Source organism: Thalassolituus sp. UBA2009, from assembly GCF_002335285.1.
Taxonomy (GTDB): domain Bacteria; phylum Pseudomonadota; class Gammaproteobacteria; order Pseudomonadales; family Oceanobacteraceae; genus Venatoribacter; species Venatoribacter alkanivorans.
The window spans coordinates 1-14,793 of record NZ_DDCJ01000069.1; the positions used below are offsets into that span (position 1 = coordinate 1).

Here is a 14,793-nt window from a genome sequence, read left to right on the forward strand (position 1 = left end):
CAGGGGGCCAGGGGCTTGCCCCGGTAAAGCGTTTCAGATTGAAAAACAGTAGTCGATCAATGCTGCCGTTTGGAGTGACATATTGTCACTCCAAACTGTGGGACAGTAGTGTGACAAAGCAGGTTTTTTTATGGGTATTTATCAGCCTTCTCGGCTGATGTATTTATGCCGGTTAACCCTTAACTCCATCAACCGGAATAAGCCGATCAGCACGGCCGACATCACCAGGTACATCATGCCGGCAGCGAAGAAAATCTCCAGCGGCGTATAAGTACGGGCAATAATCGTGCGCGCCATACCGGTAATATCCAGCAGGGTAATGGTCGAGGCCAGCGCACTGCTTTTCAGCATTAACAGAAATTCGTTGCTGTAAGCCGGCAGTACAATACCCAGCGCTCTTGGCAGAATAATACGGCGGATTTTGGTCAGCCGGTTCATGCCCAGCGCGTCGGCGACTTCAATTTCGCCATGGGGAATTGCCTGAATGGCACCACGGATTAATTCTGCGCTGTAAGCCGAGGTATTCATGGTGAAAGCAATAATGGCGCACCAGTAAGGTTCTTTCAGAATCGGCCAGAGGAACGAGTCTTTCACCGCATCAAACTGCGAAGCACCGTAATAAATCAGGAATATCTGTACCAGCAGTGGCGTGCCACGGAAGAAAAAGATATAGCCATAGGCCAGACCTTTAAGCAGCGGCTGTGTTGACGCGCGCATTAACGCCAGAGGCACCGCCATCAGAATACCGAACAGGCCGGATAAACCGACCAGCTCTAATGTCAGCCAGGCGCCTTCCAGCAGGCGTGGGAAATACTCCCAGATTACAGACCAGTCCCAGTTCATGCCCGTCGCCCACGCAGTTCAGGTTTACTCAGACGCTCAAGAATTTCGGTCACCAGCGTCGCCAACAGGGTCAGCGCCAGATACAGAATGGCGGCTGCCAGATAAAAATCAAAAGGATGTTTGGTTGCCGCAGAACCCACACTGGCCTGACGCATTAATTCATTCAGACCAATCACCGATACCAGTGCGGTATCTTTCAGCAGTACCTGAAATAAATTGCCCAGTCCGGGAATGGCCAGACGCCACACCTGTGGAAAAATAATGCGGAAGAAGGTTTGCCCGCGGCTCATGCCCATCGACTGTGCCGACTCCCACTGCCCCTTGGGTACTTCCAGCATCGCCATACGGAATACTTCCGTGGCGTAAGCACCAAAGGCAATAGCCAGAGCTGCAACACCGGCAGCAAAAGCGCCGACTTCGATGTATTCGTCATAACCAAAAAAGTTGGCCGCCCACATCAGCAGCTGAGCGCCGCCGTAATACAGGGTTAATACCAGCAATAATTCCGGCACGCCGCGCACCAGCGTGGTGTACAGCGTGGCCGGAATACGCAAAAACGGTGAAGGCGACAGCTTGGCGGCCGCCCCCAGTAAGCCGATCACCAGTCCGATGGCTAAGCTGGCCAGTGCCAGCTGAATGGTCATCAGCGCTCCGCTGAGTAACAGATGGCCAAAGCCCTGTAAATCCATCAGCATGCAGCGTCGTCCTGGTGTGTCATATCGTTCATCGGCTTACCTCTGAGCAGCGCTCGCTCAGTAAATATCAAACGGGAAATATTTAGCGTTAATTTCTTTGTAGGTGCCGTTGGCAACAATGGCATCCAGCGCTTTATTCAGACGTTCCTGCAGTTTGTCGCCTTTACGCACCGCGATACCGATTTTGTCATCGATATCCAGATCGGCACCTTTAAATTCGAAATTCGCGCCGTCTTTGCTTTGCAGCCAGTCATAGGCCGGGAATTTATCCGACAGGATGGCGTCGATACGGCCAGCAGCCAGATCGAGGTAAGCGTTATCCTGAGTGTCGTACAGTTTTACATTCACCACGTCGCTGTATTTATCTTCCAGCGTCTGGCCGGAAATCGTCGCGCGCTGCGCTCCAACGCTGAGGCCTTTCAGTCCGTCCATGCTGGTGTCCAGAGCTTTGCCTTTGGCAGCCACAAACGCCAGGCTGTTGGTGTAATACTTATTGGTAAAATTCACCACGCGCAGACGTTCTTTGGTGATCGACATTGAGGCAATAATGGCGTCGTACTTACGTGCCATCAGACCCGGAATAATGCCATCCCAGTCCTGCGCCACGATTTCGCACTCGGCTTTCATTTCGGCACACAGGGCTTTGGCGATATCGATATCAAAACCAACCAGATTGCCATTGGCATCGATCATATTGAACGGTGCGTAAGCCCCTTCAGATGCGATGCGGATTTTTTCAGCAGAAGCGAATGGCGACAGCATAACGCTGGCTGCCAGGCACAGAGTGGCAACGAATTTTTGCATGGTGTTAATCCTCAGCAATAGATAATAAAGCAGACCAATCAGGCCTGATGACTCGCCATAAAATCGCGTACGCGCTGGGATTCGGGGTTATCGAATACCTTTTCCGGCGAGCCTGTTTCTTCAATCTGTCCCTGATGCAGGAAAACCACAGAGCTGGACACTTCACGCGCAAAGCGCATTTCGTGAGTTACGATCAGCATAGTCCGGCCTTCTTCGGCCAGTTCGCGCATCACCGCCAGCACCTCGTTGACCAGCTCAGGGTCCAGGGCAGATGTCGGCTCATCAAACAGCAATACCTGCGGATCCATTGCCAGTGTGCGGGCAATGGCCACACGCTGTTGCTGCCCACCGGAAAGATGTCCCGGATAGGCGTCCTGTTTGTCAGCCAGACCGACCTTGCGCAGCAATTCCTGTGCCCGTGCAACGGCAACATCGCGCGGCACTTTTAATACGTGCACCGGTGCTTCGATCAGGTTCTGCAGGATGGTCATATGTGGCCATAGGTTGAACTGCTGGAAGACAAAGCCCAGACGTGAACGCAGGCGTTCGAGCTGGCGCTTGTCCTGCGCTTTCAGTTCACCGTTTTTGTCCGGAATCAGTGCCAGCTGTTCATTGCCAATAATGATCTCGCCCTGATTCGGGCGTTCCAGCAGGTTAATGCAGCGCAGCAGCGTGCTTTTACCGGAGCCACTGGAGCCGAGAATCGAGATAACGTCACCCTTCTGCGCGGTCAGGCTGACGCCTTTCAGCACTTCAAGATTACCGTAGCATTTGTGGATATTGATCAGCTCAAGAGCAGCGTTGGAGTTCTTCATATATAGGGCTTGGCGCGCACAAACGGACAAGGGCGCGAACATTACACATTGGCAGGATGAAGACAACCTTCACGCAAGCTTAGCGCCAATTTCTGACCGGAAAGTCCACTTTGAGTCACGAATTGGTGCAAAAAAGTGTGACAACAACGCTGCAGGTATGAAATCCAGCGGATAGGCGCATTGTCTTACGGTAAGACCAATTGGCGGCAAACGACGCTGCAGACCGGATGGAAATAAGACTCCCGACGCACCAATTCAGGGCGTGCACGGCTATAGTCCTGCCTTGTAACAAGGCAAAAAAAGCGCCGGCCGGAAACCGGGCGGCGCTTTGTGTTTGAACAGCAGGGCTTATTCGGCAGCAATCTGAGCCGGCACCTGCTGCAGGAAGTCACGGTACAGATCGGCAGCTTCTGACGCGACTTCCACCATCGGCATATGACCGATGCCGTTAAAGATATGGGTCTTCAGCTGCGGAACGCCCGCTTCCCACACCGATACCGAGCTCACATGCAGTAAGCGGTCTTTATCACCCCACCAGAGCATGGCCGGTGCTTTCAGGTCAGCCAGTTTTTCTTCGAGGTAATCACTGGAGTGGAAATCGGCGAAAATTTTTTCCAGCTCGCTGCGGCGCTCAATGTATTTATCCGACATGGCTTCCAGCACCATTCCCGGCAGGAATGGCGGCTGCGCCATGGTCATCGCATAGAAGCTGTCGAACTCTGCACGGTTATGAATCAGGAAAGGGTTGTGGCCCTGATTCAGCATTTTGAACATATCGCTCGGCTCCGGCGACATCACCCCGGCCGGGTCAACCATAGTGGCCGACAGCGTACGCTGCGGATAAGCAATGGCGAAGGTGGCGGTTAAAAAACCACCCATCGAATTACCAATAACGTGTGCCTGAGCGATATCCAGTTTATCCAGCAACGCCGCCAGACGTTTCGCCTGAGCCGGCATGCTGTAATCCCAGCTGGCATCAAAACCGGTATCACCATGACCGGCCATATCCGGAATAATCACCTGATAGTCGTCGACAAAATGCTTGGCAAAACGTGGCCATACGTCTTTATCGGCGCTGTAACCGTGCAGCATAACAATCACCGGTTTGCCCGGATTGCTGTTGCTGTACAGCGCCAGTTCCATATCGCCGATATCCACCGCGCTTTGCTCAAAACCATAAGCAGAGGCTTCGAGATCGGTGACATTAGCATACAGCCAGTGACCGACCCGGCCGTAGGCACCGTTAAGCATACCGATCACCAGAGCCAGCACCAGCGGCAGAATTAACAGACTGATTTTTTTCATAACCTTACCTTGTCTATTTTATTGTTATCGCGTTTTTATACCCGCACAGCCCTGCACTTAACAGGTTCGATCAGGCAAAGTCGTGATCTTTGACGCGGAAGTTTTTAGTCCAGCGACGAAAGGTAAAACTGAAGCCCGGAAACATCGCGATCACCTTACCGCTTTTGCTCTTATACCAGCTGTTACAGCCGCCCTGCTGCCAGACGGTTTTGGCCATCTCGGCATGAATATGGCGGGTGTAGCTGTCTTCGGCACTGGCTTTTACTTCGATCAGATTTTTCTGCCGGCGGCCGACTTCCTCGATCGCCTTCATGATGTAATTCATCTGCGCTTCGATAATAAAAATCGCCGAGGTATGACCAATACCGGTATTCGGGCCGGTAACAATAAACAGGTTAGGGAAACCCGGTGCCGACGTACCTAAATAGGCGCGCGGAAAATCCGCCCAGACATCCGCCAGCGTCTGCTGATTACGACCGATAACCGGATAAGAGATTACGCCATCGGTGGCGTCATAACCGGTGGAATAAATAATAAGATCCAGATCCACCTGATCGCCATGGCTGGTTTTAATGCCGTTCTCATTAATTTCACCAATGCCATCGGTTTTATCGTGCAGGGTAACGTTGTCGCGGCAATAAGCCGGGTACAGGGTGTCGGATAAAATGACGCGCTTACAGCCGATGGTAAAATCCGGCGTGACTTTCTGCTGCAGAACCGGGTCTTTAATCTGCTTTTTAATATGCGCACGGGCTTTACGGCCTGCCAGCAATTCCAGCATCAGGGAAGAGTATTTAAAGCCGATTACGCGGCTTTCCAGCCCCCAGTAAATGGCTTCGCGCAGGGCGCGGTAAATACCACGGTTGCGCAGCAACTTACGCTGCCAGTTTTTAAACACATAATCCGGGCGCGGCAACACCCAGTGCGGCGTGCGCTGGAAAATGTGCAGATGAGCAACATCGGCCGCTATGGCAGGAATAATCTGTGCGGCGCTGGCACCGCTGCCGATAATCGCAACCCGTTTACCTTTATAGTCGTAATCGTGATCCCAGTTATTGGTGTGGAAAGCTTTTCCTTTAAAGCTGTCACGGCCTTTAAACTCCGGAATCACCGGGGTACTTAATGGCCCGGAGGCATTGATAACAAAACGTGCCTGCAGCACGCCTTTACCATCGACATGCACGTGCCAGCGCTGATCAGCTTCGTGCCATTCAATTTTTTCAACATTGGCGTGGGTGAGGGTCTTTTCCCGCAGGCTGTGTTTATCAATCACATGATTCGTGTACTGCTGCAGTTCGTGCTGTTCGGCAAACATCTGCGACCAGTCATACGGCTCGGACTCTATGGAATACAGCGGCGACTGCACATCCACCGCAGCACCGGGATAGGTATTCTGTGCCCAGGTACCGCCCATAAATTCACGCCGCTCGAGAATAATAAAATCGTCAATGCCACGTTTTTTAAGATTGATGGCGGCACACTGACCACCAAAGCCACTGCCGATAATGATCACACCATAACTGGACATACGGACCTCTTCGCCCGGCACCGGCCGGAAATTTTATTGTTATATTGCACACGCCAGTAAATCTGACGACAGATGTCCTCATCTTTACTTCTGAGGACACTTGTCGTCAAATTGCTATACGAGTCATTTCCGGACAATTTTTCCGATGGGAAAATCCACCGCCAGCAACGGCGATAACACCACAAGCGATACTCCGGCAGCCAGAACAGGCGGACGCACCTATGGCGGCCAGAGCCAGCAGCAACGCAAAGCCCAGCGGCGCCAGCAGTTTCTGCAGGCCGGGCTTGAGGTGTTCGGCACCGAAGGCTTCCGCAATGCCACCGTGCGTGGCCTGTGCCGTCAGGCGCAGCTGACCGACCGTTACTTTTACAGCGAATTCGGTAATCTCGAAGGCCTGCTGCAGGCGGTATACGGCCAGTGCATGGACAGCATCAAACAGCAGCTGTTTAACGCTTTCTCTCAGGCGCAGCCCGGCGGGCAGATTGAAGTGCTGGCACAACAAGGACTGGCGGCCTTTTTCAGTGCCATGCAGGACGCCCGTGTCGCACGGGTCTGTATGCTGGAGCTGGAAGGCGTCAGTGCAGCGACCGACCGTTTCTATCACGGCTATATGCAGGATTTTGCCAATATGGTGATGACACTGGCGCGTACCGTGCACCCACACTGGCAACTCAGTGATGACGAGTATGCGCTGCTGGGAATGGGCTTTATCGGCGCCATGCGTCAGGTAACTACCTACTGGCTGCAGAGCGGTTGCAGTACCTCGCAGCAGACACTGGTCAGCACCGGTATGCGCATGATTATGGGACTGGTGCGACAAATAGAAAGCGAGCAGTAAATTTATCCGGCTGCGGATAAAACCGGAACATCTCTGAATGATTGCATCAAGCCGGCTCCTGCACTGAATATTCAGCTCCCGCGGGTTGCGCGCCACGCCTGAGAATAAAATCAGCGCCCTTTTCAGCAATCATAACGGTCGGTGCGTGAATATTGCTTCCCGTAATCGAGGGCATTATTGATGAATCAATAACCCGCAGGCCTGTAACGCCATGCACCCTCAGCTCCGGATCAACCACACCACCATCCGCCAGAGCAGCCATTTTGCAGGAGCCGGCCGTGTGGTACACGGTTTCAACATGAGAGCGGATATAGTCACGTATTTCGTCATCCGTCTGAACAGAGATCCCTGGCGCTTCCTCCTTGCCTTTATAGGCCCTGAAAGCGGGCTGTTCCATAATCCGGCGGGCGATTTTCACACCATTCACCAATGCATTCAGCTCCGTGTTATCAGCAAAATAATTGGCTTCAATTTTTGCTTTGCTTAAAGGATTATTATCCCTCAACAACACCCGCCCGCGGCTTTTCGGGCGGAGATGACAAACGTGCAACACATAACCCGCCTTCATCGGCAGCATCAGATCCCGTCCATGAGGACTCATCCTCACGGCGGCAAACTGCAGCTGCAAATCAGGCAACGGCTGATGCTCATCCGATTTAATAAATCCACCACAATCGGTCGGGGTAAATAACAGCGGCGTGGTACGATTCAGATAACGCCCGACAAATGCCCAGAACGACTTACTCCAGGGAGCCATTACGAGTGTCCCATCGTTAGCCGTCTGATAGCGCAACAGAATATCCGGATGATCCTGCAGATTTTCACCGACGCCAGGAAGATCTTTAACAACTCTGATGCCATGCTTTTCAAGCTCAGCAGATGGCCCGATACCTGATAGCTTCAGTATTTGAGGTGAATTAATAACACCCGCAGAGATAATGACCTCTCTGGCCAATAACGATTCTCTTATTCCCTTTCTGGCATTGTAAATTTCAACACCACATGCGGCTGGCGATTCCCCACATTCATCAAATAAAACCCTGGTAACATGCGTTTTCTTAAGGATGACCAGATTTGATCTGTTTTCCACAGGATCGAGAAATGATGTGGAGGAATTGGCACGCTTCCCCTCCGGTGTCTGCGTTACCTGAAAATAACCACAGCCTTCCTGGTCTGCACCATTGAAATCATCTGTCGTTCTGAAACCGGCCTCTGCGCAGGCATCAATAAATGCATCGCAAACCGGAAGATGATAATTTGTATCAGAAACATCCATTTCACCATCGGCACCATGAAACCCGTCCCCCCCTCTGATCTGTCGCTCTGATTTCTTAAAATATGGCAGAACAGACTCATAGCCCCAGCCAGGATTCCCCTGCTCTTCCCAGCCATCATAGTCGCAGGGATGTCCTCGCGTATAAATCATTGCATTGATTGAGCTTGATCCTCCCATAACCTTACCGCGGGGCCAGAAATATGACCGCTGAAAATTATTGTCATCCTGTTCAGTTTTATAAAGCCAGTTATATTTATCGCTATTCATCAGAACCAGCATATTGAAAGGATTACAATCTCTGATCCAGTAGCTTTTATCGGTATCGCCCGCCTCAATCAGGCAGACCCGGTTATTTTTATCTTCAGATAAGCGATTCGCCAGCACACAGCCTGCAGATCCTGCGCCTACAATAATGTAATCAAACATATCCGGTACCATTATTTTACTAATATGGAAAGATGAAAAAAGATCAGAACCTGTCCTGCCTGAGGCTTCTTTTTCTCTGAGCACTACGCCCTTTATGTTTTAAATATCGTTCAATCCAGCTAAAGCGCTCAGGAAAGATATTGGCTACCTTAGCCATAAAGGCTCTGCCTTTCGGCATACCATATTCAAGTTTTTTCTTATGGACAAAATGATGCAATATGGCATCAGAAACATCATTAACAGAAAGAATATTCCCACCCGAAAAAGCCAAAGCCGCTGAAGCAGCATTCTCCTGTTTCTTTAACATCGGTGTTTCAATAGCATCAGGGCAAAGAACACTCACACGAATACCCAATGGTTTGACTTCTTTTGCAAGAGCAATACTGAATGCTCTTACCGCAAATTTTGAAGCACTATAAAGAGCCAGACCAGGTACAGGAGAAAGCGCTGCGGTTGATGCAATATTAATAATATGCCCTGATCGCTGCTGAATCATTTGCCGTACCAATAGCCGGCAACCAAGCATTAAACCTTTTACATTCGTATCTATATGCCGGTGTATTTCTTCTTCATCCTGCTCATAAACCCGACCAGCCTGAAGGTAACCGGACACATTCAGCAATATATCGATACTCTTCCACTTACTCAGCACCCCGGAGACAGCATCAGACCAATCAGCTCCTGACGTCACATCCAGCCGGAGTAAGAGCAGGTTATTTGAAGGCCATTTTTCTTCTTCAGCCTTCTGACGAAGAAGATCCATATTCCTGGCAGATGCGGCCACTCGGTATCCTTTAGCCAGAAATACACCGACCAGATGCATGCCAAGGCCGCTTGAAGATCCTGTTATCAATACAACGTTCACACCGCACCCTTTTAGTATATTTAAGAACGGCCTGGCAGTTCATGGCAGGCTGTAAACCGCTGACGGCGATTCTGCTAAGGAAACTTATAAGACCCCACGGTTTTCTTTCAGCCATGCTTCTGTTCTTGCCATTCCTTCGGTAAGAGATACCACAGGTACGTAACCAAGCATGTCTCTGGCTTTATCAATGGAATAGGTGGCCTTTCTTGACAGCATCGCCAGAGAACTCCGGTCTATTTCAGTATTGGCATTTAATATCGTATTAAAAATAAACGACCCGATACTGGTTATACCTTCTGCGATACGTGTGGGTAAGCAGACTGGCCCGGTGTTTTTCCCAAGCCATTTGTAATGATTATTAAAAAATTCTCTGCATTCTATGCCTGCCCCATCGGTTATATTGAAAATCTGGCCTTTACCACTTTCTTTTTCAGCAGCCAGAACAATACCATCCACCAGATTATCAATATAAACAGGGCTGAATATCCCTCTGCCCATGGCTGGTAAAACAAATTGCTTTTTACTGATCATCGTCAGAGGAATCAGAACCCAGGGCCTGGACCCCGGACCATAGACATCTCCCGGACGAATTATCGTTGTGCAGATATCCCCTGCGGCATGAGCCGCCAGAAAGCCGTGTTCACTCGCTGCCTTGGCATCACAATATGAAGATCCACTCAGAACCGAGATGCTGCAGCTTTCATCCTGATCAGTATCAAAGTTCAGTCCATATGCTGCAATTGAGGAAATATGAACAACGCGTGCAATATGATGTTTTTTTGCAGCAGCAACCACCTGCTTCACACTGCCAACACTCACCTTCTGATACATGTCCGCTGATGCCGTATTTGAAACGACAGCGGCTGTATGAAAAATGATGTCGCACCCCTTTGCATGTTCCTGCCATTCTCCGGCATTGGAAACATCACCGCGCACAACGTTGCGGGAAGGATCGGCCGTAATATCGACGCCACAGATATCAATGCCTTTCTGTTTGTAACGCTCCATGATTGCCCGGCCAATAAAGCCATTGGCTCCGGTTACAAATATTTTTTTTATTTTATGCACGCCTGAACCCTTTCTGAGATTTACGGATAATCAGATAAATGCGGCCTCATCAGACAGATGAGGTTTCGCAGCGAGACCATCACCATTCTCTCTGCCCACACAGCGGATCAATACAAGCGGAGAGGTATTCATTATTTTTATCTTCTTGCTATGCCTGCTGACGGTTTCTCCCAACCACCGGAAGGGAGTAAACTGACAACATTGGTAGTCAGATTAAATCTGACTACATGCGTTGTCAAATGTAAAAAGGGAACCAAGTGAGTAGTTCATCATCCCCAATGCTGGGTAAGAAATATGCCGGGTGTTCTTCGGAGGAGCGCCAGAAGCTGAGGCAGCAACAGATCATCGCCGCTGGCATCCGTTTATTTGGCAGCCAGGGCTTCCATAACAGCAGTGTCAGGGCAATCTGTAGCGAAGCAGGCCTGACCAGCCGTTACTTCTACGAATCCTTCGAAAGCACCGAGGCACTGCTGATTGCCTGCTATCAGCAACTGATGTCGGGCTTCCGGAAAGAACTCCTGCAGACGCTGAAAGAAAGCACTGACATTAACGATTTTATAAATAAGGGGCTGTACTGTTTTTACCGGGAAGTCAGCAACCCGGCCTTTGCACAGATTACAATGCTGGAGGTTCTGGGAATCAGTGAAAGTGTGGATGCAATTCATATGAACCAGACCCGGTCTTTCGGCCTGCTGATGATAGACACGCTGGCGACGTCCCGGTTTCCGGTCAGTGTGCCCAGAGCCAGACTGGAAGCGCTGGGGTACTCTGTTTGCGGGGCAATGGCATTCAGCGCTATCGACTGGATGAAAAGCGGGTATAAGTTATCTATCGATGATGTTGTAGCAAACAGCAGGATGATTTTATCCGGCGTGGTCGGACAGCTGGGAGCTCTTTAAGGCTTTCCAGTGCCGGCAACGCTCAGCCCTTACCACCAGCTACGGCAAGCCGCAGTTTTACACCGGATTGTCGATATCGACGAACTCCACATTCAGACCAAACTCATCCGCCAGATATTCCCCCAGCGCTTTGGCGCCGTAACGCTCGGTTGCGTGATGGCCAGCGCTGAAAAAGTGGGTGCCGGTTTCACGCGCCAGGTGAACAGCCGGTTCATTGATTTCACCGGTTAAATAGGCATCGACGCCGGCATTAACGGCCACCTGCAAATAACCCTGAGCGCCACCGGTGCACCAGCCAATGGTTTCGATGGTGTCGGTTTCTTCGCCGATGTGCAGCGGCTCGCGCTGCAGGCATTCACCCAGCCAGGCGCTGAATTCTTTGCCGCTCATTGGCCGGGGCAAACGCCCGATATGGCCCGGAATGCTGGGGTCGTCTTCACTCAGCGGGCCATCAATCTGCAGTCCGAGAACATCGGCCAGCTGCACGTTATTGCCGTAAACCGGATGACCGTCGAGAGGCAGATGATAGGCAATCAGGTTGATGTCATTAACCAGCAGCGCTTTCAGACGCTCACGTTTAATGCCGGTAATACGCTCATCTTCCCCTTTCCAGAAATAACCATGGTGCACCAGAATCGTATCAGCACCACGCTCAATAGCGGCATCGATTAACGCCTGACTGGCGGTAACACCGGTAACGATATGGCTGATATGTTCACGCCCTGCCACCTGCAGACCATTAGGGCAATAATCGCGAAAGCGCTCTGTTTGTAAGAGTGAGTCAAGGTGCTTCAGTAATTGGCGGCGCTCAACCATGATATGGCCCTCATTTATATTCTGATAAAATGCCGGTTTATAGTGTCAGCCCAGTTTATGGGTTACGGGGGATTCACAGCAAATGCGTTCTGCTCAGTTCATTGTGAATACACTGGTCATACCGGTTCTGGTTGGTCTGGTTGTCGCCTTTGCCGTCCTGCTCTGGGCGCCGGATCTGGTTACACCAGCCACTCCCAAAGCCCCGGCGGTAACCTATGCCCCGCTTGCCGGAATCGGTCCGATGCCGGAGCAAAACGCCACCGGCAACAGCATCACCCAGAGTGGTCCGGTCAGCTATGCCGATGCCGTTGACCGGGCAGCACCGGCGGTGGTGAATATTTTTACCCGCAAACTGGTACGGCGCAAAACCCATCCGCTGTTTGATGATCCTTTTTTCCAGCGTTTTTTCCGCACCAATCCTGAACCCAGCGAACGTATGCAATCCAGTTTGGGCTCGGGTGTCATTATGTCGCCTGACGGCTATGTGCTGACCAACAATCATGTGATTCATGGTGCCGACCAGATTGTGGTCGCCCTGCACGATGGCCGTGAGGTTAATGCCACCGTGGTCGGCACCGACCCCGAAGCCGACCTCGCTGTACTGAAAATTGAGCTGGAAAATCTGCCGCAGATTCAGGTCGCTCACGACAGTCAGCTGCGCATCGGTGATGTGGTACTCGCCATCGGTAACCCCTTTGGCGTTGGTCAGACGGTAACCCTCGGCATCGTTTCCGCCACCGGCCGTAACCAGCTGGGATTAAACACCTACGAAGATTATATCCAGACCGACGCGGCCATTAACCCCGGTAATTCCGGCGGCGCCCTGATTAATGCTCATGGCGAGCTGGTCGGCTTAAATACCGCCATTTTCTCCAAATCCGGCGGCAGTCAGGGCATTGGCTTTGCCATTCCTGCTGAAGTGGCCAGCCGCACCCTGACCGATATTGCCACCCACGGCACCACGATTCGTGGCTGGCTCGGCATTGAGGTGCAGGAATCCACGCCGCAACTGCTCACTGCCCTCAGTCTGCCACAGGCGTTAACCGGCCTGATCGTTACCGGTATTTATCCCGACGGGCCTGCTGATCAGGCGAAACTCGCCATCGGCGATATTCTGGTACGGATTAATAATCAGGATGCAGCCAACGCCCGCAGTGCTATGAACCAGATTGCTGCGTTGCGCCCGGGTGATGGCATTGACCTGGAATTTATCCGCGCCGGACAAAAAATGCAGACCCACGCTATTGCCGGCCAACGTAAGGCACATTAATAAAGCACATCAGTAACGCCCCCCTGGAGAAAGCATCTGCCAATCCGCGCCATTGCCACGGCATTGCATAGGATTTCGGCTGTGGCGGAGTTACACTGGCACGCACGCGGCGAATAACATCAGCGCCGCAGAAACAACAGGAATTCAACGATAAAAGGAACTTATCATGCGAGCCATCGCACCCGGTTTACGCCGATCTTCTGCTCTGCTGTTGAGCTGTGCTCTATTCACCCTCAGCGCCTGCACCAAAACGCCGGACCTGCCTTTAGGACAGGAACTGCCGGTTAAAGGTGAAGAAGTATTATTCAAAGACATCAGCACCCTGCTCACCGACCACCTGAAAGAACAATACGCCAGCGACAATATCCTGCGCGACACTCATCCCAAAGATAATGGCTGTATCCGTGGCAACCTGGTTGTTAACGAACAGATTGATGAGCGTTACCGTCATGGCATTTTTCAGCCGGCCGCCAGCTACCCGCTATGGATGCGTTTTTCCAACTCGGTGGAAGAAATTACCAGCGATAAAGAAAAAGACTTCCGCGGTCTGGCGCTGAAACTGACTCAGGTTGAAGGCAACCGCTTGCCGTTACCCGGCGATGAGCAACACAGCCAGGATTTTTTATTCCTGGGTCACGATGCTTTCTTTGCCGCCAACCCTCAGCAGTTCTTTGATTTTTTTGATGCTAATTTTAATGGCAAGCGCCTGAGCTTTTTACTGACCCACCCGCGTGGCGCCTGGAATATTCTGCGCGGCGCCAAGGTCTACAATAATCCGCTGAATGTTAAATGGAACAGCGTAACGCCCTATGCTCTGGGCCTGCCACTGGAAGGCAGCGATGGCGTACAGACTTACCCAACGGTCGTGCGCTATGCGCTGCGTACCTGCTCCGATAATCCGGGCCAGATGACCGACTCCGATGATTACCTTGCAGAAAACCTTGCTGAGCAGCTGAGCAAAGGCAGCGCCTGTCTCGACTTTTTAATTCAGCTGCAAAAAGACCCTAAGGATAATCCGACCGAAAACGCCCTGATCAGCTGGGATGAAGATGACTCGCCCTTTATTCCGCTGGCGCGGATTAATATTCCACCACAGAGTTTTACCTCAGGGGCGCAAAAACAATTCTGCGAAAATATATCCTTTAACCCGTGGCACAGCCTGAAAGAACACCGCCCTATTGGCGGCATTAACCGCGCCCGCCGGGTCGTCATGAAAGATATTTCCGACTTCCGTTTACAGGCTAATGGCGTTGAACGCTTTGAGCCGACCGGGCATGAAGTGTTTGAATAATGCAGATCCGTCTCTGATATAAAAATCAGGCAATAAAAAACGGGCTTTAAAGCC

14 protein-coding genes are annotated in these 14,793 nt (G+C 51.4%); 4 read left to right on the plus strand and 10 right to left on the minus strand.

Annotated elements, in window-relative coordinates; all coding sequences use genetic code 11:
* Nucleotides 1–141 precede the first annotated feature (141 nt).
* The 6 genes from B3P58_RS08660 to B3P58_RS08685 form a co-directional block, all read right to left on the minus strand.
* Nucleotides 142–843: an ABC transporter permease gene (locus B3P58_RS08660; protein WP_230332576.1), complete on the minus strand. Its 702-nt coding sequence runs from the start codon at nt 841–843 to the stop codon at nt 142–144.
* Nucleotides 840–1,538: an ABC transporter permease gene (locus tag B3P58_RS08665; RefSeq protein WP_230332575.1), complete on the minus strand. Its 699-nt coding sequence runs from the start codon at nt 1,536–1,538 to the stop codon at nt 840–842. The genes B3P58_RS08660 and B3P58_RS08665 overlap by 4 nt, the downstream gene beginning before the upstream one ends.
* Before the next feature lie 57 nt (nt 1,539–1,595).
* Nucleotides 1,596–2,342 (minus strand): ABC transporter substrate-binding protein, encoded by a 747-nt coding sequence (locus tag B3P58_RS08670; RefSeq protein WP_145469945.1) that lies wholly within the window; start codon nt 2,340–2,342, stop codon nt 1,596–1,598.
* 38 nt (nt 2,343–2,380) lie between these two features.
* Nucleotides 2,381–3,157, minus strand: coding sequence for an ABC transporter ATP-binding protein (locus B3P58_RS08675; RefSeq protein WP_145469946.1), 777 nt, complete (start codon nt 3,155–3,157; stop codon nt 2,381–2,383).
* Between the two features lie 348 nt (nt 3,158–3,505).
* Nucleotides 3,506–4,462 (minus strand): alpha/beta fold hydrolase, encoded by a 957-nt coding sequence (locus B3P58_RS08680; protein ID WP_286717023.1) that lies wholly within the window; start codon nt 4,460–4,462, stop codon nt 3,506–3,508.
* A gap of 70 nt (nt 4,463–4,532) precedes the next feature.
* A complete protein-coding gene (locus B3P58_RS08685; RefSeq protein WP_230332573.1) occupies nt 4,533–5,990 on the minus strand; it encodes a flavin-containing monooxygenase in 1,458 nt (485 codons plus the stop codon).
* A gap of 145 nt (nt 5,991–6,135) precedes the next feature.
* On the opposite strand from B3P58_RS08685, the gene B3P58_RS08690 reads away from it, so the two are divergent.
* Complete coding sequence (locus tag B3P58_RS08690; RefSeq protein ID WP_286717025.1) at nt 6,136–6,828, plus strand: TetR/AcrR family transcriptional regulator; 693 nt, start codon at nt 6,136–6,138, stop codon at nt 6,826–6,828.
* Nucleotides 6,829–6,874: 46 nt separating this feature from the next.
* On the opposite strand, the gene B3P58_RS08695 is transcribed toward B3P58_RS08690, so the two are convergent.
* The 3 genes from B3P58_RS08695 to B3P58_RS08705 form a co-directional block, all read right to left on the minus strand.
* On the minus strand, nt 6,875–8,530 hold the full coding sequence (locus B3P58_RS08695; RefSeq protein WP_286717026.1) for a GMC family oxidoreductase: 1,656 nt from the start codon (nt 8,528–8,530) through the stop codon (nt 6,875–6,877).
* Nucleotides 8,531–8,573: 43 nt separating this feature from the next.
* Complete coding sequence (locus B3P58_RS08700) at nt 8,574–9,395, minus strand: SDR family oxidoreductase (protein WP_286717027.1); 822 nt, start codon at nt 9,393–9,395, stop codon at nt 8,574–8,576.
* A gap of 84 nt (nt 9,396–9,479) precedes the next feature.
* Nucleotides 9,480–10,463 carry an NAD-dependent epimerase/dehydratase family protein gene (locus B3P58_RS08705; protein ID WP_286717028.1) on the minus strand — a complete coding sequence of 328 codons (984 nt, stop codon included), beginning with the start codon at nt 10,461–10,463 and terminating at the stop codon, nt 9,480–9,482.
* 257 nt (nt 10,464–10,720) lie between these two features.
* On the opposite strand from B3P58_RS08705, the gene B3P58_RS08710 reads away from it, so the two are divergent.
* A complete protein-coding gene (locus B3P58_RS08710; protein WP_145469952.1) occupies nt 10,721–11,362 on the plus strand; it encodes a TetR/AcrR family transcriptional regulator in 642 nt (213 codons plus the stop codon).
* Between the two features lie 57 nt (nt 11,363–11,419).
* Here B3P58_RS08710 and B3P58_RS08715 read toward each other — a convergent pair whose 3' ends face one another.
* Entirely contained in the window at nt 11,420–12,178 is a 759-nt protein-coding gene (locus B3P58_RS08715; RefSeq protein WP_186435981.1) for a Nif3-like dinuclear metal center hexameric protein, read from the minus strand.
* An 82-nt stretch (nt 12,179–12,260) separates the two neighbouring features.
* Here B3P58_RS08715 and B3P58_RS08720 point away from each other — a divergent pair, with 82 nt between their 5' ends.
* Together B3P58_RS08720 and B3P58_RS08725 are read left to right on the plus strand one after the other, a co-directional pair.
* A complete protein-coding gene (locus B3P58_RS08720) occupies nt 12,261–13,448 on the plus strand; it encodes a trypsin-like peptidase domain-containing protein (RefSeq protein ID WP_145469954.1) in 1,188 nt (395 codons plus the stop codon).
* Between the two features lie 166 nt (nt 13,449–13,614).
* On the plus strand, nt 13,615–14,739 hold the full coding sequence (locus B3P58_RS08725; protein WP_286717029.1) for a hypothetical protein: 1,125 nt from the start codon (nt 13,615–13,617) through the stop codon (nt 14,737–14,739).
* The last annotated feature ends 54 nt before the right edge of the window (nt 14,740–14,793 follow it).